The sequence below is a fragment of the Roseibium sediminis genome (assembly GCF_008711325.1).
Classification (GTDB): Bacteria; Pseudomonadota; Alphaproteobacteria; order Rhizobiales; family Stappiaceae; genus Roseibium; species Roseibium sediminis.
Genome location: NZ_VXDB01000014.1, coordinates 123,949 through 144,277, shown reverse-complemented (window position 1 = coordinate 144,277; position 20,329 = coordinate 123,949). Strand labels below are relative to the sequence as shown.

General features: G+C 58.4%; 16 protein-coding genes. 4 read left to right on the top strand and 12 right to left on the bottom strand.

The genetic code is table 11. The features are described 5' to 3' along the window. The 6 genes from F0155_RS15250 to F0155_RS15225 form a co-directional block, all read right to left on the bottom strand. Positions 1-367 (bottom strand): Arm DNA-binding domain-containing protein (locus tag F0155_RS15250; protein ID WP_150525395.1); only part of this gene is annotated, 367 nt, incomplete at its 3' end. A 431-nt stretch (positions 368-798) separates the two neighbouring features. Next, positions 799-2,289, bottom strand: a complete 1,491-nt coding sequence (locus F0155_RS15245; RefSeq protein ID WP_208999301.1) for an aldehyde dehydrogenase — start codon at positions 2,287-2,289, stop codon at positions 799-801. Beyond that, positions 2,286-3,320: an LLM class flavin-dependent oxidoreductase gene (locus tag F0155_RS15240; RefSeq protein ID WP_150525393.1), complete on the bottom strand. Its 1,035-nt coding sequence runs from the start codon at positions 3,318-3,320 to the stop codon at positions 2,286-2,288. The genes F0155_RS15245 and F0155_RS15240 overlap by 4 nt, the downstream gene beginning before the upstream one ends. Positions 3,321-3,323: 3 nt before the next feature. Then, positions 3,324-4,247, bottom strand: coding sequence for a flavin reductase family protein (locus tag F0155_RS15235; protein WP_150525392.1), 924 nt, complete (start codon positions 4,245-4,247; stop codon positions 3,324-3,326). Then, a complete protein-coding gene (locus tag F0155_RS15230; protein ID WP_150525391.1) occupies positions 4,244-5,023 on the bottom strand; it encodes an alpha/beta fold hydrolase in 780 nt (259 codons plus the stop codon). Before F0155_RS15230 ends, F0155_RS15235 begins: the two co-directional genes overlap by 4 nt. Then, positions 4,995-5,594, bottom strand: coding sequence for an amino acid synthesis family protein (locus F0155_RS15225; RefSeq protein WP_150525390.1), 600 nt, complete (start codon positions 5,592-5,594; stop codon positions 4,995-4,997). The genes F0155_RS15230 and F0155_RS15225 overlap by 29 nt, the downstream gene beginning before the upstream one ends. Positions 5,595-5,703: 109 nt before the next feature. Here F0155_RS15225 and F0155_RS15220 point away from each other — a divergent pair, with 109 nt between their 5' ends. Both F0155_RS15220 and F0155_RS15215 read left to right on the top strand, forming a co-directional pair. Continuing rightward, positions 5,704-6,546 (top strand): LysR family transcriptional regulator, encoded by an 843-nt coding sequence (locus F0155_RS15220; protein WP_150525389.1) that lies wholly within the window; start codon positions 5,704-5,706, stop codon positions 6,544-6,546. Between the two features lie 44 nt (positions 6,547-6,590). Then, on the top strand, positions 6,591-6,983 hold the full coding sequence (locus tag F0155_RS15215) for a carboxymuconolactone decarboxylase family protein (protein WP_150525388.1): 393 nt from the start codon (positions 6,591-6,593) through the stop codon (positions 6,981-6,983). A gap of 65 nt (positions 6,984-7,048) precedes the next feature. On the opposite strand, the gene rtcR is transcribed toward F0155_RS15215, so the two are convergent. Continuing rightward, entirely contained in the window at positions 7,049-8,629 is a 1,581-nt protein-coding gene (gene rtcR / locus F0155_RS15210; protein WP_150525387.1) for an RNA repair transcriptional activator RtcR, read from the bottom strand. Between the two features lie 206 nt (positions 8,630-8,835). On the opposite strand from rtcR, the gene F0155_RS15205 reads away from it, so the two are divergent. Together F0155_RS15205 and F0155_RS15200 are read left to right on the top strand one after the other, a co-directional pair. Then, entirely contained in the window at positions 8,836-10,410 is a 1,575-nt protein-coding gene (locus F0155_RS15205; protein WP_150525386.1) for a vWA domain-containing protein, read from the top strand. Positions 10,411-11,187: 777 nt separating this feature from the next. Continuing rightward, on the top strand, positions 11,188-12,591 hold the full coding sequence (locus tag F0155_RS15200) for an RtcB family protein (RefSeq protein WP_150525385.1): 1,404 nt from the start codon (positions 11,188-11,190) through the stop codon (positions 12,589-12,591). A gap of 133 nt (positions 12,592-12,724) precedes the next feature. Here F0155_RS15200 and F0155_RS15195 read toward each other — a convergent pair whose 3' ends face one another. Genes F0155_RS15195 through F0155_RS15175 form a run of 5 tightly spaced genes read right to left on the bottom strand, consistent with a single transcriptional unit; the run spans position 12,725 to position 20,075 of the window. Then, positions 12,725-13,903 carry a VWA domain-containing protein gene (locus tag F0155_RS15195; RefSeq protein ID WP_150525384.1) on the bottom strand — a complete coding sequence of 393 codons (1,179 nt, stop codon included), beginning with the start codon at positions 13,901-13,903 and terminating at the stop codon, positions 12,725-12,727. After that, positions 13,896-16,208, bottom strand: coding sequence for a DUF5682 family protein (locus F0155_RS15190; RefSeq protein WP_150525383.1), 2,313 nt, complete (start codon positions 16,206-16,208; stop codon positions 13,896-13,898). Before F0155_RS15190 ends, F0155_RS15195 begins: the two co-directional genes overlap by 8 nt. Beyond that, positions 16,209-17,285 (bottom strand): ATP-binding protein, encoded by a 1,077-nt coding sequence (locus tag F0155_RS15185; protein WP_150525382.1) that lies wholly within the window; start codon positions 17,283-17,285, stop codon positions 16,209-16,211. It lies immediately after the preceding gene. Next, complete coding sequence (locus F0155_RS15180) at positions 17,282-18,697, bottom strand: DUF5691 domain-containing protein (RefSeq protein WP_150525381.1); 1,416 nt, start codon at positions 18,695-18,697, stop codon at positions 17,282-17,284. The genes F0155_RS15185 and F0155_RS15180 overlap by 4 nt, the downstream gene beginning before the upstream one ends. Beyond that, the gene (locus F0155_RS15175; RefSeq protein WP_150525380.1) at positions 18,690-20,075 is read right to left on the bottom strand and encodes an SWIM zinc finger family protein; all 1,386 of its coding nucleotides are present in this window, start codon (positions 20,073-20,075) and stop codon (positions 18,690-18,692) included. The genes F0155_RS15180 and F0155_RS15175 overlap by 8 nt, the downstream gene beginning before the upstream one ends. Positions 20,076-20,329: the final 254 nt, after the last annotated feature.

Here is a 20,329-nt window from a genome sequence, read left to right as displayed (position 1 = left end):
GTTTGGCGTTCTTGAACCCTGACTTCTTGTCCTCATGAACCTGCCGGGCAGCTTCTTCGAAAGACGGCATTTCCATCTGCGCCTTTTGAACCTTGGCTTCCCGCTCCCGATCCTCAATCGGATCGATTTTCATTTCGATCAGCTTGCGTGCTTCGAATGCGATTTCCCGCGCACGTTTCACCGAGAATGTGGGATAGCTCCCCAAACCCATGTCTCGCCGCTTCCCGGTTTCGGGAGACGTAAAACGCAAGATCCATTTCCCTTGCCCGTGGGTCTTGGCAGGAAACAGATAGAGCCCCTTGATCGACCCATCTAGCATGGGCTTGTCGTCAGGCTTTATCTTCCGCGCCTTGGCATCACTCAGCATCAATCCACCTCACGAGCACAGCAACCAGCCCATCACTCCGCCCATCAATTTCCTTAGGATGGATTGGGTGCATTTGAGATTGATTGATAAGCGACCTGTAATTGAATTTCAAATAAATTACATAAAAACAATTATTTATAAGAATGCCTAGAACTCCATGAGTTGACTTGAGACTGATACAAAGGCGGACTCTCTGTCCGCCATTTTCTTTCTGCAAGGTGCAGAATTGCGCACCTATTCCCCCTCAGCTTCTCCCATAATCATTTGGCTTGCCTCTCCGCATTTCTTGCGCTGTCGCTGCGCTTTACCTGAAAGCAAATTGGCAAGGCTGGCGGCTGATCGGTTGATCTGTTTCCCGAGCAATGATCAGGGCACACTCAGGCCGGGAAGCCCAAGCGAGGCAAGCCTGTCCGCCCGCGAAGGTGAGAACTTCAGCGCATGACAAACGGGTTTGCCATCGGTTGATCCGACGTGTTGATCCACGTTGTCTTTGTGCGGGTGTAGTCCTGAATAGCGGCGATCCCTGCTTCCCGGCCATACCCGGACATGTTGTAGCCGCCAAAAGGAGCAATGGGGGAGACGGCGCGATAGGTGTTGATCCAGCAGATTCCGGCTTTCAATCGTGCCGAGACCCGGTGGGCACGGGCGACATTTTGCGTGAACACACCGGAACCGAGTCCAAATGGCGTGGCGTTGGCCAGGGCGATTGCCTCTTCCTCCGTGTCAAAAGGCAGTAGCGACATGACCGGGCCAAACATCTCGACCTTGAGGGTTTCGGTTTCAGCGTTTGCGCATTCAACCAGTGTCGGTGCCATGTAGTTTCCCGGTCGATCGAGGCGCGCGCCTCCAAAGCGTATGCGGGCACCGGATGCCTTCGAAGCTGCCAGTGTTTCCTCGATCCGCGCCACTTGTTGGGGCGTGCACAAGGGACCGACATGGGTGCTTCGATCAAGCGGATCGCCGATGACAACATTTGCCATTTTCTCCTCGATCCGGGCCGCAAGTTTTTCATAGATTGAGCGATGCACAAGCCCCCTGGAGCCTGCGACGCAGCTTTGCCCTGATGCTCCGAAGTTTCCGGCGATCAGGCCGTTGGCAGCTCCTTCAAGGTCGGCGTCCTCGAAGACAAGGATTGGCGACTTGCCGCCCAATTCGAGGGTCGTTACAGCGAAATTTTCTGCAGAGTTGCGGATGACATGGCGAGCGGTTTCCGGCCCGCCAGTAAAGGCAATCCGGTCAACATCCGGGTGACGGGTGAGAGGGATGGCGCAGTTTTGAGCATCGCCGGTGATGACGGATACAGTGCCAGCAGGAAAACCTGCAGCTTCTACCAGTTTGGCGAACTCGAACATGGGAGCAGGGGCGATCTCCGAGGCCTTGAGAACAACAGTACACCCCGCCGCCAGCGCGGGACCGAGTTTTGTGGCTGTCAGGAACATCTGGGCATTCCAGGGCACAATCGCCACGACAACCCCGATCGGCTCCAAGCGCGTGAACACGTGCATGTCAGGCTTGTCGATCGGCAATACCGAGCCTTCGATCTTGTCGGCAAGACCTGCATAGTAGCGATAATAGTCCCCGACATAGGCCGACTGGCTGGCGGTTTCTGCGAGCAGCTTGCCGCTGTCGGTTGTCTCGATACGGCCGATATGCTCGGCATTCTGCTCGATCAGTTCAGCAAGGCGATAGAGCAGTTTACCCCGCTTTGTCTGGGTCATGTCCCGCCATTCTGCCGAATTCAGCGTCCGGCGCGCGGCCGCAACAGCGCGGTCAACGTCCTGCGGCGCGGCACAGGCGAAGGTTGCCCAGTCTTCTCCCGTTGCAGGATTTTGTGAGGACATGACCTGTCCCCTTGCCCCCTCGACCCATTGTCCGTCTATAAACAGCTGATAATGCGGATTTTTGTTCACGGGGCACCTCATCGGAATTTTGGCATGACGTCAGTGACAAATCGTTCGAGCGAGGCCTTTTTGCGCTCAAAACTCATGCCGCTGTCGATCCAGTACGAAAACTCATCATAGCCAAGATCTTCATAGCGTTTGATCCGTTCAACAACCTCGGGCGCCATGCCCATTGTCAGGTCCCGGCGCATATTGTCGGGCGCCATCATGGCATTGGCGGCATAGTCCTCTTCGTCCAGGGGATGGAGCCTACCCTGGGAAACGGGCCTCTTGTTCTGGAACCAGGCTCCAAAGTTGCAATAGAAGCGGGACAATTCACTCGCGGCTCGAGAAATATCCGCCTCATCCGCAGCAACATAAGTGTGATGCAACAACATGATTTTCGGACGCGGTCCGTCATGGGTTTGGCAAGCTGCATTGAAGCGCTGCATCAGGGTCTCGATTTCCCCGATCCCCTGCCAAAGAGGCGTGACCTGAATGTTGAAGCCATTGTGAACGCCAAATTCGTGGCTGTTGGGGTCGCGGGCCGCAATCCAGATTGGTGGGCCATCGGCCTGCAGCGGCTTGGGGGCTGAGGTGGTCGCGGGAAAGCTGAAGAACTTTCCTTCGTGGGCGCACTCGCCTTGCCAGAGTTTCGGGACAAGGGGAGCCATCTCCCGCATTCGCTGGCCTGCCTCCCAGGCATCCATGCCCGGCATGAGGCGCTCATATTCATAGGAATAGGCCCCGCGCGCGATCCCCAGTTCAATACGCCCGCCTGTGATCAGGTCTGCCGAGGCAGCTTCCCCGGCCAGTTTGATTGGATGCCAGAAAGGAGCAATGACCGTGCCGGTTCCAAGGCGGAGGTTTTTCGTGTGATTGGCCACATTGACCAGCTCAAGGAACGGGTTGGGGGAAATAGTGAAGTCCATGCCGTGATGTTCACCGGTCCACACGGCCCGCATGCCCGCCTCGTCGGCCAACTTGCACAAGTCCATGTATTCGCGATGCAGTTCCTCATGGGTCTGATCAGGGCTGGAGCGATCCATGTGAACAAAGAGAGAGAAGTCCATTTATCAATCTCCCAAAGCAAACTTGTGAACATCACCGCGATCGGTGCTACCGAGATAGAGCGAGAAGTCCCCCGTTCGCTGTTCGTGCATATACCGGGTCATCATCTGGGCTATCGCCGGAGAGGCGTAGTCGAGCCCGGCAAGCTCCTTCAGCGCGATGCCGTGAAGGTTTTCCGGAGCAGCGTTCACACTGCCGGTTGCCAAGAAATAAGCGCAGTGCGTTCGGTTTCCCGCATCGTCGAACACAGAATAGGCTGGCCCAAGCTTGACGCTTATGCCTTGCCGCGCCATGGCATCAATCAACGACTGGCGCAGCAGCGAGTGGTCATTCAAATTGACTTGCGGCGGCCTGAACCCTTTGTCTGTCTTTTCAAGGAGCACTCTCCCGCCGATCTCGAGGATCACACCGCATGTGACGACCTTGGCTCCGGGATCGAGAGCGGAACGCTCCAGTCCGAGACTGAAATACTGCCCGCGAAAATACCCAAGCCCGCGTCCATCTCCATGCTGAAACTCTTCGACCTCTCCTAGCAGGATGGCGTGATCACCGGCTGGCAGGCATTGGCGACTGATGCACGAGAAGCTGGCCAACGCCCCTTCGATCAATGGCACACCACGATGATTGCGCGTATGCGCCACGCTCGCAAACCGGTCCTCGCCACGCCGGGCGAAGGTATTTGAAATGTCCTGCTGATCCTCGGCAAGTATGTTTACGGCAAAATGCTGACAGCAGGAAAAGGCTTCGAAGGTCGACAGAAATTTACCCGGACACACCAGCAGCATCGGCGGGTCCAGCGAAACTGATGTGAACGAGTTGGCTGTGAAGCCGATGGCCGTCCCATCGGGGGCGCAAGCCGTCACGACCGTGACACCGGTCATGAAACTGCCAAAAGCATCCCGCAAGGCGCGTGGATCCAACTTTGTCATTTCCAAACACCCAGAGCAAAATCCAAAAGGATCGGGTTTACCTTGTCGGCATGGGTCATAGGCATCATGTGCGCCGCTTCATCTACAATGACCGCCTTGCCATTTGGTGCGACTGCGGCCATGGCCCGGCTCATGTCCGCTGTGGAATTGGGTTCCCGGCTTCCTGTCATGAAAAGAGCGGGACATTTCATCGCTTCAAGTCCATTTGGAGAGGGAACGTCAGAGCGGGCAAAAGCGCTGTAGGCACGTTTGTAGGCCGCGGGATCGGTCGATGTCAGCCAGTCCCTGCAGGCGGACTTCTCTTCGCTGTCGCCACTGCCAAACCACCTTAGAAGCGGTTCGGACGGGTCGGGGGGTGAGCGCCCGTCAAGGCTTGATGCGCGAGTCATGACGGCGTCTCTGGCTTCAGGACTTCGCTGGTATATCGCATTGAGGGCAGCGACTCCGCGCACGCGCGATGGATACCGGATTGCCAGATCAAGCGCGATCATCGCACCCATCGAATGACCGACGATCATGACCGGCTCAGGTATCTGCCCCGCGACCAGATCGGTATAGTCCTGAATTGCCGACAAGGGACCGGGTAAAGGGCTTTCCCCATGACCGGGCATGTCGACGGCGATAACCTCAAACCGTTCGCTGAGAGCATCCAGTTGCCGGTTCCAGGCCTCTGCCCGAAGTCCAACGCCATGAACAAGCACCAGCTTCGGACCGCTCCCCTGGCATATGGCAGACAGGGCGCCGAAGTCAGACCGCGGCCGGATTGTCCACGTCATGCCCGAGATCCTTCAGGTCCTGATAGCGGTCGCCAATTCGGTGATGCGGGCGCCCCCCGGTCGCGCCGCCGAGAACAACGACAATCTCGTCGGCTCGAGGGGCATCCGGGATCGCAAACTGGATTGTGAGGTAGTGCGATCTTCGACCGGCATCATTCTTGTCCATAAGGGGAACCATGATTGGAGCATTCGCCGGGCCGCGCGTGTTGGTGAAAGACAGGTAGGATCTGGCCTCCACGGCTTCGCGGTAAAAATTGCCAAATCGCAGGGTGTGGATCAGGCCCGACGCGTGTTCCACTTCGCCATCAAGACCAACTACAGCGGCTTTTCCATAGGCTTCGATGGCTGCGCCGCCTCCGGCAAGCTCGATCATCCTCTGGCTCATCAGTTTCCCGAGCACCGGCCCATAGGCCTGAATTTCCGGTTTCAGATCCTCCACATAACGGCCAGCCCAAGGATTGCGGACAACACAGGCGACCGCAAACATTCGCCAGGGCGTGGCGGCCGGGCGAAACCCCTCAATCAGAACTTCTTCATCGTAGGTAACGATCTTGCGGATGTCCGGCTGCACTCTGTGCCCTCCCTCACTTGGTCCGCAGACTGTGTTTTGGAGGAGCATTTTTGACAAGCGAATGAATTATGGGCTTAGGTATTAGAATGACTAATGGCTTGCTTGACGAATGACCAAATCGCTACCGCCCTTGACATGGTTTCGTGCGTTTGAAGCCGCTGCCCGGCATCTCAGTTTCACTGCCGCTGCCAACGAGATCGGCATGACACAGTCGGCTGTCAGCCAACAGGTCAAGGCCCTTGAGACACGGCTGCGTGTTGCACTGTTCACGCGCCATGCGCGGGGGTTGTCGCTGACAGACAGCGGGCGCAGTCTGTTGCCCCAAGTTGGGGCTGCCCTAGAGAAACTGGCCTTTGCAACGGAAGCTTTCGACGCTGGCCCAACCGCGGATCAACTGACCATTGCCACGTCAGTCAGCGTCGCACAGTGGGTGATCTCGCCGTATCTGACCAGTTTTGTGTCCAGCCATCCGGATGTTCGGCTCAGGTTCCTGAGTGCGATTTGGCCAGATGACTTTCACACGGCCCGTGCGGATGTCGAAATTCGCTTCGGGTCGAAAAAGCAGGTTGGAAAAAACGCGGAACTTCTGGAACCCAGCAGGCTGGTCGCACTCAAGTCGCCTCGTCTTGAAGGGGAGTTGGAAGACCTTCCCCTGATCGAGACCGTTGGAACATCGAGTGGCTGGCGAGCATGGGGAGAGGTGTTTCCAGGCACCTTTGCGCCGCGCATCTTCGCGGACTCCTATGGAATGGCGATGCAGATTGCGATGCATGCAAACGGAGTGGCGTTGGTCAACGAGTTGCTCGCCGGGCATGCCATCGAAACCGGGCTGCTTGAGCGCGCCCACACTGCGTCGATCGCCGGACAGGAGGGGTATTACCTTTCAATCAGCGAAGGCAATGCCAATGCCGAGAGGTTTCGAGAGTGGCTGCATCAGCAATTGACGCGGTGATCTGTGGGGATGAGAGTACTCCACGATAAATGGGGATGTGACAGGTGAGCGGACTTTTTGATGAAGATCTCTTTTTAAAGGGACTGGAGCAGCGCAAGGCGACGCTTGGTGCCGAGTATGTGGAGAAAAACCTGGCGGCGGCCGATGACTTCACCCGCCCTTTTCAGGAGGCCATGACAGCCTGGTGCTGGGGGTTCGGTTGGGGCGATGATGTGATTGACGCCAAGACGCGGTCCATGATGAACCTCTCCATGATCGGCGCGCTTGGAAAGATGCACGAGTGGGAGATCCATTGCCGGGGCGCGCTGAGAAACGGTGTTTCGAAGGAAGAAATCCGCGCCATCGTCCATGTGGTCGGCATTTACTGCGGCGTGCCGCAGGCCCTTGAGTGCTTTCGTGTGGCGCGCAAAGTCCTTGAAGAAGAAGGTCTTCTGTAGTCTGAAGCACCAGGCTGTGCCGACACCCCCTTGCCTCACGTTGGACAGGGAAACATGGCTCTCTTTCAGTTCGCACCCAGATCTGCCCAGCTCAATGAGAAGCGTGCGAGATATTTGCGAAGTCGGTCGGCATCATTCTGGCTGGCCTTTGCCGCGCGCGACGCAGAAAAAAGAGTGCGCCCTGCCGCGCTCAGAGATGCGCTTTCCCGGCAAATTCGAATGACATAGGCCAGCTGCACCTTGTCAAAGGGATCCAGCTCGATCGCCCCCTCTCCCAGCACGTCCCGCAGCAAGGCACCGTCCGGATCTGTCTTTGCAGCCGCCCATTGGGCCTGCAGGGCCTCAATCTCCTGTTCGACCAGTGCCAGTGTGATCCGTGCCCGAGGGGCAAGCGTGCTCAGGCGCTGGACGGAGGCACCGAGATCGCGGAAGTTTCCCGGCCACAGGGTTGCCGGGGATGTCGCAAAATCCAGATAGCGGGCATAGGCATCCGCATTGAAGCCGACGCGGGTCCCGAGCAGTTTCTCTGCCCGGTTGAGTTCAAATTCAATATTCGGCTCGATGTCCTCCCGGCGCTCGGTCAAAGAGGGCAACCGGAAGGTCCAGAGGTTCAGGCGCGCGTGAAGGTCGGGCCGAAATTTCCCATCAGAAACCAGCTGCCCGAGATCAAGATTGGCTCCTGCAATCAACTGGAACCGGCTGGTGATTTCGTGGTCCGAGCCGAGTGGCAAGAACCTGCCGGTCTCGACCGCATGCAGGATCATGGCCTGCTCATCCAGCCCCAGCTCGTTGATTTCGTCGAGAAACAGCACCCCGCCATCGGCCTCGCGCAACAGGCCGCGCCGGTCGGATGTGCCGCTGCCGAAAGCCCCGCGTCTGTGCCCGAAGAGGTTTGACATTGCGCGCTCGCCCTTCAGCGTGGCGCAGTTCACATGCACAAGGCGACCTTTCACCCGCCGGCGCTGAAGCTTCAGCTCGTAAATGCGCTCTGCCAGCTCGCTCTTTCCGGTGCCTGTTGCGCCAAGCAGGAGGAGTGGTGCGTCCGAATTGGTCGCAACAAGCTCGATGCGTTCGATCAGGCTGTTGAACCGGGGATTTCTGGTTTCTATTCCGGCCTTCAGGAGGGCGTTGTACTCCTCGGCAACCAGATCAAACCGCTGCTGCAAGGCGTTGTAACGTGACAGATCCAGGTCGACGATGTTGTAGGCACCGAGAATACCGGTCTCGTTTGCACGGGGCGGAGAGGTTTGAACAAGCTTGGCCGGCACATGTCGGGATTCCGTCAGGAGGAACCAGCAAATCTGGGCAACGTGGGTCCCGGTTGTCAGGTGGACGAAATACTCCTCCCGATCCTCGTCAAATCCATAGCCGCGGGCGAAATCGAACAGGGAGCCGTAAACCTCCTGAAAGTCCCAAGGGTCCTTCAAGTCAACCTGCTGCAGAAACACCTCCGTTGCCGGGCTCGCGTCCTCAATCTCCTGCTTCACCTGATTGGCAAGACGGGACCACCCGCGGTCATGCAACAGCTCCAGCCGATGAACGGGAAAGCCGCCGTGCTGGGTAACAGCGACGGAGGGACGCCATTTACGCTTCTTTCCCGAATCCAGCTGGGTGCCGAGGAACCCGATAACGACGTTCTTTTTCACAAGCTTATCCAAAATGATATTTTCTTATACATACATATAGATATTCAGCTTGCCAGTTTTGTCAATATTCAAAAATATTTATATATTTCAAATGCTTACTTCATTTTGAGTTTTTGTTTTTGCCTCAACGGCATCTGGAGCATTCTCCTTCTCAACACGAACACGGAAGCACATCGCTTCCAGCCTCGAACCCGAAGGAGGGCATCATGGCAAACAAGTCACTGTTCGCGTCCCTGAAGGGACGTTTTGGGTCCAAGACCAACGCCGTAAACCTGGCAGGTGGCAAGGCCTATGCGTATGACGACAAGCACAAGCTGGCTCAGCTGGCCGTAACCGGAACCATTGGCAACCTGTACTATCAGGATGCCGAAATGGAACTGGCAACCGTCCTGCAAGTGGCAAACGCGGTGTCCGACGAGTTTCTGGCCAAGACGGCGGTCTATGCCCGCCAGCAGGGCAAGATGAAGGATTTGCCGGCACTGTTGCTTGCGATCCTGGCAACCCGTGACCCGGTTCTTTTGTCCCGCGCCTTTCCGAAGGTCGTGAACAACGGCAAGATGCTGCGCAACTTCGTGCAGATCATGCGGTCAGGACAGACCGGACGGCGTTCGCTCGGATCACGTCCGAAGGCGCTTGTCCGCGGATGGTTGAATGCGGCCACCGACTATCAGTTGCTTCAGGCGAGTGTGGGCAATGATCCTTCGCTGGCAGATGTCATCAAGATGGTACACCCCAAGCCGCGTGATGCGCAGCGGGACGCCCTCTTTGCATGGCTGATCGGCAAGCCGTGTGCTGCCGAGGCCCTGCCAGCCGAGGTTCGCGACTATGTTGCCTTCAAGGCCGACCCGAAGGGACGTCCGGTGCCGGATGTACCGTTCCAGATGCTAACCCACCTGCCTCTTTCGCAGAAGCAGTGGATGAAGATCGCACGGCAGGGCAGCTGGAACATGGTGCGGATGAACCTCAACACTTTCCTGCGCCACGGTGTCTTTGAAGATGCTACGGCTACGGCAGATGTTGCGGCCATTCTCCGGGACCCACAGCGGGTTAAGAAGGCAAATGCCTTCCCTTACCAGCTGATGACGGCCTATCAGGCCTTGTGTGCGGACATGCCACTGGCGATCCGCGAGGCATTGCATGATGCGCTCGAACTGGCCGTTGCCAACGTTCCGTCCTTCAAGGGGCAGGTCGTTGTCTGCCCGGACGTCTCCGGCTCGATGAGCGGGGTGGTCACGGGCCTGCGGAAGGGAGCAACCTCCCGAACGCGGTATGTGGATGTCGCTGCCCTTGTGGCCGCTGCTGTCCTCAGGCGGAACCGGGGTGCAACCGTGCTGCCATTCGAAGTGAATGTCCGCAAGGTTGTGCTGGAACCGCGTGACACGATCATGACCAATGCCCAGAAGCTCGCCGAGCAATGGGGCGGCGGAACGAACTGTGCCGCGCCGCTGGAATGGCTGAACCAGCACCGACGGTCTCCGGACCTGGTGATCCTGGTTTCCGACAACCAGTCCTGGGTTGACACCTGGGGCCGTCACCAAGGTGCAGAACGCACCGGCGTGATGCGTGCCTGGGAAACGCTCAAGCGGCGGAACCCGGATGCGCGACTGGTGTGCATCGACATTGCGCCCTATGGCACGGCGCAGGCCGCGACCCGGCCGGACATCCTGAATGTCGGAGGTTTCTCCGACGCGGTGTTCGACCAGATTGCCCGCTTTGCATCGGGTCAGATGGACGCAAGCCAATGGGTTGGCGAGATCGAGGCTATCGACCTGATCCAATAGAACCGAAGGCGGCAATCCAATTGTTGCCGCCTTCGCCAGACAAGACCAGACGGATGCCGAAGGAACTACATTGCGCCATAATCGGGACCAGTCCGAGTGGGTTCGACTCCCCTCCTTGCAGGCGCTCTCAGGCTCGAGCGGGACCCCCACCGTTTCTTCTCCCTTGCCGTCTGGGCTTGCTGGCAGCTGACTGAATTTCAACGGCGGATGCCGATGGAACTACATCGCAGGAACCTGAAACGCGTGGATCGAGCCACGCCGCCGCGAGATCGCGGCGTCGTCTAACAAGGAAGGACGCAGGTTTTGATGTTTCATCACCTACTTGCCGCCGACTGACACACCATGACCGGGGGCCGACCCCGGACACACCGAGACTTGAAGAAAGAACAAACAGCCAGGGCGGATGCCTGCAGAACTACATCGACTATGAATCGCCAGGTTGCGGGTTCGAATCCCGCCGCCGCAGCCATTTGATGCGGCGTAGCTCAATGGATAGAGCAGGAACGTTTTGCACCCACCTTGCCGCCCTGGCTGCGGATTTTGCCGAAAGGCAGGCCGATCGCGGATTGTATAGAGATCCGCAGGGATGCCGACAGGATTACAGGTAGACGCCCCTGAAGCGGGAAACCGCCTTGGGGAGGACCGGGAAGCCGGTCCTGTGCCAGTTCAAGTCTGGCCCGGAATATCCGGTGGCGGAATTTTCATCTTGTCCAACCTTGCCCTGCGAACCTCAATCTTGTCCGGAACCGCTTGCCGAACTTTGAAACGAGACATGCCATGACGATGTTGAGCGAAGAAAAACTGACCAGCGAGCTTTTGAAATCCTGGGGCCACGCGGAAGGCAAGGCCTTTGGCGCAGCCCTTCGTGACGGGCAGACAGCGCTTGATCAGGGCACCTCTCTGGAAGACGTTCGCCAGATGCTGGAGCCTTACAAACCGGCGCCGACCATTCCCCTTGCTCCATCTGGCGCCAAGCCGTTCCATATCAACATCGAAGCGGAAGGCGCCGACGAAGAAGCCAATCTTGCAGCCGTAAAGCACCATATGACCGAATTGATGCGGACCCCGACCATTGAGGCAGGCGCCATCATGCCGGATGCCTGTCCGGCCGGACCGCTCGGAACCATTCCGGTTGGCGGCGTTGTTGCTGCGCGTGGTGCGATCCACCCGGGAATGCATAGCGCGGATATCTGCTGCTCCGTGATGATGACCGAGTTCGAGGAAACCGAGCCTGCAAAGATTTTGGATGCAGCCCATGCGATGACACATTTCGGCGCAGGAGGCCGGGCGAATGGCAAGCGCTTCACCTTGTCGATGACACTCTATGAAGAGTTTCGTGAAAACCGTTATCTCAACAACCCGAAAGTCTTGCGCGCCGCGCAGGAGCATCTGGGGACACAGGGTGACGGCAACCACTTCCTGTTTGTCGGCACCTCCCGAAACACCGGCAAGACCACGATCGTAACCCATCACGGCTCGCGCGGACCGGGCGCCCTGCTTTACAAGATCGGCATGAATGTCGCGGAGAGATTCCGCCGCAAGCTGTCTCCGAAAACCTTGAAGCAGAACGCTTGGATTCCGGCTGACACGGAAGAAGGGATTGCCTACTGGGAAGCCTTGCAGCTGATCCGCAAATGGACCAAGGCGAACCACAACGCGATCCATCAGGCCGCCAGCGATCTGGCAGGTGCAACGGTGACACGGCGCTTCTGGAACGAGCATAACTTCGTCTTCAAGCGTGGAGACCTCTTCTATCACGGCAAAGGAGCGACCCCGGCTTGGGAAGACTATGCTTCGGATGCAACCGGGCTGACGCTGATCCCGCTCAACATGGCGGAGCCGGTACTGGTGGTTCGTGGCAAGGATGCTTCCCACGCCCTCGGCTTCTCTCCACATGGAGCAGGCCGAAACTACTCACGTTCGGAGCACAAGCGCCGAACAGCTGGAAAAACAGCTGAGGAGCTGCTTGTTGAGGAGACGAAGGGACTCGACATCCGTTTCTTTGAAAACAGGATCGACGTTTCGGAATTGCCGTCCGGCTACAAGAAAGCCGGTGCGGTGGTCGCCCAGATCAAGAAGTTCGGCCTTGCCGAGATCGAGGACTATATCGACCCCTATGGCTGCATCATGGCCGGAGAGATCGAACCGTTCTGGAAGAAGAACAAGGGATCAAGGCGCTAGCATATTCCCCGGCGAAGCAGATACCGGTTTGCCGTCAGGAAACGCAGCAAATCAAACATTTAGAGCACGCCGCGTAATTCAGTGAATGCGCGGCGTGCTCTAAGGTGCCCAGATCCAGTCTCATTGCAGACGGTCATGCGTTCTCATCAGGGCGAATGGTCTTGATGTCGTTGCTGGCAGCCCATTGGTGAATGTCTTCCCGGCGCAGGGCGCAGGCCATTAGGTCGGGAAACTGGTCTGGTGTTGCCGCGAATACGGGAACACCGAGGCCCGCTACCGTTGCTGAAAGGCGCGGATCATAAGACGGGTTGCCGGTATCTGTCAGCGCCAGAAGCACGATGACATTGACACCCTGACCTTGAAGACGCGCAATCCGGGCGACCAGTTCCTTTGCGTTGCCGCCCTCATAAAGATCGGTGATCAGGATGAGATGCGACTTGGATGGTTTCTCGATCTTGTCCGCACAATAGGCGACCGCCTGATTGATATCCGTTCCACCGCCGAGTTGAACGCCAAAGAGGACTTCCACCGGATCGGCCAGTTCATCGGTCAGGTCGAGAATGGCCGTATCGAAGCAGACAAGCTTTGTTGCCACAACCGGGAGCGATGCCATGACGGCAGCAAAAATCGACGCGTAGACCACCGAAGAGGCCATCGAACCGGATTGGTCCACGCAAAGGATCACCTCGTCGAGGTCCACAATCCGCCGCTGGCGGCGCATGAAGCCGATCAGCTTCTCCGGCACGATGGTCTTGTGCTCGGCCTGATAGTTGCGCAGGTTTGCGCGAATGGTTCGCGGCCAGTCGATATCGGCAAAGCGCGGCCTGAAGGTTCGCTTCGACTTGTCGACCGCCCCGCGCAAGGCTTCTGCCGTGCGCCGCTCCAACCGCTCCATCAGTTCGGCGACGACCTTGGCAATCACCTCTCTCGCTGTTTCCTTGGTTTTTTCCGGCATGATGCCGCGCATGGACACAAGATCGGCCACCAGATTGACGTCGGCTTCCATCACCGCGAGAAACTCGGGTTCCATCAACATCTGCCGCAGGCCAAGACGGTCGAACGCATCCTTTTGAACGACCTGCACCACGGTGGAGGGAAAGAACTCCCGGATATCGCCCAGCCACCGGGCAACCTTGGGCGCTGATCCACCAAGGCCACCACGCCTTGATTTGCCACCGCTGTTGCCGTCCGACATCTGGTCTTCGGGATTGTAAAGTGCGCTCAAGGCTGCAGACAGGCGCTGATCGCGCCCGGCGAGTTCCTCATCCTCTCCGCCAAGAGCGAGCCGCCAACGGCGTCCACGTTCATCCATGGCTCTCTCCTGTCAGTAATCGGGTGACGATCTTGAAATGTGCCTGCCAACGGGCATCGCCGTCAGGTGTCAGCACCAGCCGCGTACCACCGCTCCTGGACCGCCCGAACAAGGCATCCATCAGGCGTCGCCGCTCGCTCTTGTCCATCTGGGAAAAGACACGCCGAAACAATGGCAAGTGTTCGGTGAAGGCTTCTTCCTCAAGGCTCATGAGCCAGCCGTCGACACAGCCGCGCAGGCCCTCGTCATAAAGAAGACGCTGCCCCGCCCCTTCCAGAAAGCCGGCAAAGAAGGCCGCCGCATCGCCAATTTCGGTTCCCGGAGACAGCATGCGCGACAGGAGATCAACCGCCTCCTCGGAGGAGAGCAGGTCAGCTTCATAAAGCAAGCGGGCACACAGACCGGAAACAAGCCGGTTTGCCTGTGGCTCGTCGACGATGGCTCGCAGAGCGTGCTGCCAGCTTTCCAGAAGACCCGGGCGATCGTCCAGAAGGCGGATGGCGTTGTCTGCAGCCTGAATATGGTTGCGCATGGCTTCCGAGGCCTCGGCATCCAGCCCGCGAACCGCATAGGTGAGCGAAAGCGAGGCCTGCGTTGCGATGCGCTCAAAGAGACTTCCGAGCTGGTCGGTATCGACCTCCCGCGCTGCGCCATAGCGCAGCACATCGGAGAGCGCCGGGAGTGCCGCCAATAGCTCGGAGCAATCCGATGTCTGCCCGGCCCGGTCCCCCAGCAGCTTGACGCCGTTGCGCGCAGCGTCCGGCAATTGCGCCGTCATTGCATTGAGCACAAGGTCGGCCAGTTGCCCGAGTTCGTGAACTTCCTGCAACCGGGTTTTCATCCGACCGCTTGCCGCCTGTTCGAGGCTTGCGCCATAAATCAGGTTCTCGACCAGCTGGACGGCAAACTCGGGTTGCCACGCGAGCATCCAGCGTTCGCGGAACGTGCCGCGGCTGCGGCCGGCGTCCAGCTGTCTGCCCCACCTCACGGAGAGGATATCCAGCCGGTGCAACAGCGTAGAACGGAAAAGGCCGCTGTCGGAGCGCAAGTCCAGCGAGAGTTCCCGCTCCAGCGCTTCCGGTTTCAGCCGCGCTTTCTTTTGTTGCCGCTGAAGGTCCTCCAGCAACGGTGCCATTGGCACATCGTCCGGAATTTCACCTGTTTCGGATCCAAGCAGCAGCTCCGTGGAAATGATTTCCCAGACAAGGCCGTTGCCAAAACACAGGCAAGAAACGGCAGCCTCTCGCAGCTCCTCGTATCCCGGCTGAGGCCGTTGACGCACGGCCGCCAGGGTGACCGCAAGCCGCTCGGTCTCGATCAGCGAGGCAGTGGAGACGATATGTCCCTTTTCCCGCAAGGCTCTGGCAATTCGCGCCACCCAGCGCGTTGTCTTGTCCGGCCCCGGCGTTCGCCAAAGATGCAGGTTCCAGCCGGGAGCCGCCACACCAGCGCCATAGCCGCTGGCAAAGGCTAGACGCGGCGAAGTCCAGGGAGCCCAGGTCGCGGAAATCTTCTGCTTCACCGCCCCTTTCAACAGCGCACGGTCATCCTTGGCGGCGTGCTTGGCCTTGAGTGCGGGAACATGCCAAGCCCCGCAAACAACGGCGACAGGCCCCTCGCCCGCCTTTGCGGACTTTGCGATTTCAAGGCGCATATGCGCTTCGCGCGCCGCTTCCCTATCACCGAGTTCGACTTCGCATTCCCGCAAAGCAGCCATGGCCATTTCCACGGCCTCGAAAACCGGACCCGGCGCCGGGTTTTCTTCAATCACGTCCTGCCACCAGCTTTCGCCGTCTTCATATCCCGCAGCCTCGGCAAGGGCGCCGATCGGATCTGCGCTGATGTCGCTTTCTCCTGATAGCTCGGCTGTCGCGCCTGTCTCGGGGTCCTTGGCCTCGGGGCCCTTGGCCTCAGGAGCAGTCTCCATCTCTGCGCCATCTTCGACATCAGCTTCCGCGTCGGCTGCCTCTTCCTCAACGTGCATCTCCACGCGCCAGGGAACCGGCAAATCGATAAATCGGACCGGGACCGAATTTCGCACCGCCCAGCAGACAGCCTGATACTCTGGTGAATACTCGGCGAACGGCCAGAAGACGGACAGCTCCGGCATCCCGGCAGGATAAGCCAGGAGGGCAACGGGCGGCTTCATGGAGGAGCTGGCGAGCATTGGCAGCAGGTGGCTGAGATCAGCTGGCCCTTCAATCAGGACCTCCTGCGGCTGCAGCTCGTCAAGCGCCTCAAGCAGGCGCCGGGCTGACCCCGGCCCATGATGCCGAATGCCGAAATAGGAGACGGAAGCAGCCACTTAAACCAACTCGGTGAGAGCCTGATAATAGTCGGAATAATCCCGACGCTTCTTCAGGACGGTTTCCAGATATTCTTCCAGAACCACCTTGTCCTGAACCGGGTCCTTCACGACAGCCCCGATGACATTCGGAGCAAGGCTTTCGGCGGTCAAATCCCCCTTGTTGAAGAAAGCCGCATGGCTGAGACCGCCGACTGTCACCGCGATGGCCTCTGCCGTAGACAGGTTTCCAGATGGGCGTTTGAGTGTTGTTTTGCCGTCTAAGGTTTCTCCAGACCTCAGTTCGCGGAAGATTGCCAGAAGCCGTTTGACTTCGTCTGCCACATTCTTTGGCGCTGGCAGATCCAGCGAAACAGCCATCTCCGCCACGCGTTTGGTAACAATCGCGATTTCCTCGTTCATGTCATCCGGCAGTGGCAGCACAACGACATTGAAACGACGCTTCAAGGCAGCCGATAACTCATTGACGCCTTTATCACGGTCGTTTGCAGTCGCGATCACGTTGAAGCCGCGATTGGCAAATACAGCGTCGTTCAATTCCGGAATGGGCAACATCTTCTCCGAAAGAACGGTGATCAGCGTGTCCTGCACATCCGATCCCATGCGTGTGAGTTCCTCAAGACGGCAAAGGCTTCCGGACTCCATGGCACGAAACAGGGGGGTTGGGACGAGTGCCTCCCGGCTTGGTCCATGAGCCAGAAGCTGGGCGTAGTTCCAACCATAGCGCACCTGATTTTCATCGGTTCCGGCGGTGCACTGGATCACCAGCGTCGACTTTCCGGAAATCGCTGCAGCAAGATGTTCGGAGACCCAGGATTTTGCGGTTCCCGGAACGCCAAGAAGCAGGAGAGCCCGGTCCGTGGCCAATGTGGCGACAGCGGTCTCGATCAGTCGGCGATTGCCAACATATTTGGCGCTGATTTCGGTTCCACCTGCCGTGCCGCCCATGAGATATGTCATCACGGCCTGCGGCGACAAAACCCAGCCTTGGGGCTTGGGATGGCTGTCACTGGCTTTGAGGGCCTCGATTTCGGCTGCATAGGTGATCTCGGCCGGGCGGCGCAGCGTGTCGCTCATTTTGTATCTCCGGAAATCAGCGCGGCATTGAACTGCAACATCAGCAAGGCCGCATCAGCGCGGTTCAAACCGGCTTCAATGAAAGTGTCGTTGAGAAGTCGGGCCGTTGGCGCATCGACCAACAAACCGAGAGTAAAGAGGTTTTCGCGCAGGGCTCCTTCGTGGCCGCGCGCGTTTTCATCCTTTGCGATAGCCTTAATCCGGGATTTTGCTTCCTTGATCGCAGTCCCCTGTTTGACAAGGGATTCACTCAGGGTACCCAGACGGCCGGATGCAAAGGCCAGGGTCTTCTCCAGATCTTCGTCATCCAGCTTCAGAACGGCAGGAAGCCGCTGCATTCTGTCGTCCTCCGAAAGCCGGTCGCGCATCGCGGACAGGAAATGGAGATTGCCGACTTCCGAAAGAACCCGGTCAACGAGTACCAGCACATTCTGATCTGATCCGGTTCGGGCAACCATCTGGCAGAAGTCGGCGTCGTTTCGTGGCTCGGCGAATTGCCACTGCGCCACAAGAGCGTCCGCCGCAATCCCCAGCGCCTTTGCAAGCCCGCTGAGACTGACCAGCTCGAAAAGATCCGAACGGCGGTTTTCCTGCGCGGTGGTCTTGAGCTTCTTGGGCCGAACCACGGACTTGCGCAGGATCAGACCCGACTTGGTTGCCTCGTGAAATTCGGCAAGTTCGCGGGCGTTTTCTTCCTCGTCAAATGACTTTCCAAGCCGCACAAGGAGGCTTTCTGCAAAAGCCTTGACCTTCTGAGACCGGTCGTTGCCCCACAGGTCTTCGAGATATGGGATATCGTGTGGTCCAAGGTGGACGTTCAGGACAGATAGAGCCTTGAGCCGATGCTCCGCGTTGAGCTCACTCGCCTTCTTTTCCAGCAAGGCGCGTGCTGCTGCTGGATCGCGGCCACGCATATCCTTCAGCGCATAAACGCGCTCCATCGGCAGGAAGCTGTCCCAAGTGTCTTCGCTCAGATCGGATACCGCCTCGCCACCCCGTTCTTCCCAGTTTTCCCAGGCGAGATAACAGGTTGGCAAATCCTCGAAGTTTTCGGGCATGTAGTCGAGTGGATGGACAGAAAAGCCCCGGCTTGCCATGAACCACAGGAGGTGTTCGCACTGGGAACGGGAGAGCTTCAAAAGCGAAAGGAGCCTGCGAAACCGGCTTCTCATGTCATCGGGAAGCGGTGGCAGGTCCAGCCTTGGCAGGGGCGGAAAGGGAGCCAGTTGCGAAGAGGGCATTGGTCGGAATGCAATCTGACCCGCCTGTGCGGCGAGAGCCAAAAGTGCGGTCTCGCCATTTGCCGCGCCGGTTAACGCAGAGCGCCAGGCATCGGGGGCCTGATCCAAGGCCGCACCTCCGACCATCCACCGCCCCTTGATCCGTTCAAGCGTCTGGGAAAGATCAGTCATTGAGTTGCACCCTCCCCCAATCGGTTTGAGCACACAGCATCGTGACCCTAAGGCCATCCCACACTCCAACGGAGCCATGCAAATGCAAGCCGGTCATGGTGCGCGACAGGCTGTTGCGAACCGGTAGGCTGAGGCGTTCGTCCAAAGACTGCCACCAGACAGATTTGCCATCCTGCACGAACCGGCCTTCGGGAAGCAGGAGCGGCATCGCTCCTGACCACGGAGCGTCGTCTTGCGCCTTCAGAAACGGATCAAGCGGATCATCCCCAGCATTGATTGCAGGCCAGGAACCCGGGTCTCCGTCCAGAGGCTTTCGTTCGCCCAAAACGGCACGAAGCGGCACTCGCGCCGGATAAAAAACCAGTTCTGCATCAAATTGCTCACCAGACGCAAAGGCGCTGGTTCGCTTGCCAAGACTGGCGGGAAAAAAGTCCAGCAATACGGCGAAGCGCGGACCTTTCGCCAGGTTCATCAGCCAGGTTGCCTGACTGACCATACCGTCCCGTCTGGTCGTGATGTCTTCGCCGATGACTTCCCAGGTGGAAGCCACTTTCAAAGCATCGGGATTTTCAAACAGGCTGTCGCGGGTCTCGGATGTGGCAATCCGGCGACGAAATTCCGGATCTTCCGGAGACTGACGCCATGCGGACACCAAGATCTGGATCTTTCCAAACTCGCGGATGATCACCTCAAGCCGTTCTTCACCAGTCGCCGTCATAGCCAGCGCCGGAAGCTCATCCAGCCGACTGGCAAGCGCCTGTGCCTTGCCGTCAACAAGGCGGGCCGCAATGGATCGACAGCGATCGGTCATATCTTCGAGAAATCCCGAAAGGCCTGTTCTCAGCTGATCCGCCATCCATTGCTCAAGTTCGTCGGCAGCCCCCATCAGTGCTGCTTCCGTATCCTTCGCCCGCTTTTCCGCAGCAGCTTTCTTGCGAGCCTCAGCCTTCGGATCGGCCTCCTTCTCGGGTTCCTCCCGCATTGCTTCTGTCAGCGACTTCCCTTCACCGGACGGCGAAGGGGCAGCCGCAGGCGCGGCGCCACCTTTGCGCCGCCGGCCCATCCAGTCGGAAATCCAGTCCGGCACATCTGCCGGCTGAAAGGGCGCGGGATCATCGACATACATCCACATCAGCGCCAGGACATGCTTGCACGGAAATTTGCGCGAAGGGCATGTGCACTTGTAGCCGTGATCGGCCGTGTCAAAGACGGTCCGATAGGGATTGGCGCCGGACCCCTGACATTCGCCCCACACCAGCGGCTCGGCCGAAGAACTGGCTCTTGTCGGCCACTTTTGCGGCTTGGTCAGCCCATTTGCAGCCTTCAGAGACGACTGATCAGGAGCAAGCGCGGCAATGACGTCATGTGACAGGGGCATGCGGAAGAAAACACTTTCGAGGTCCGGGGAACACAATCCGCGTGTCGCCAGAGACTGTGAGATTTGAAAAGGCCTTTTTCGAGAAAATCGAAGTTGGACGAAACAGCACAGCCTCCACAATAAGATCCGCCCTGAAACATGCAACTTACCCAAGGGACCATTCGGCCATTCCAAAAACTACTGATTGCGAATGTCGCTCCCATGCATGAATTTATTTGCATTTGCATATATTTTGCCTACCATCCCGCTCCGGC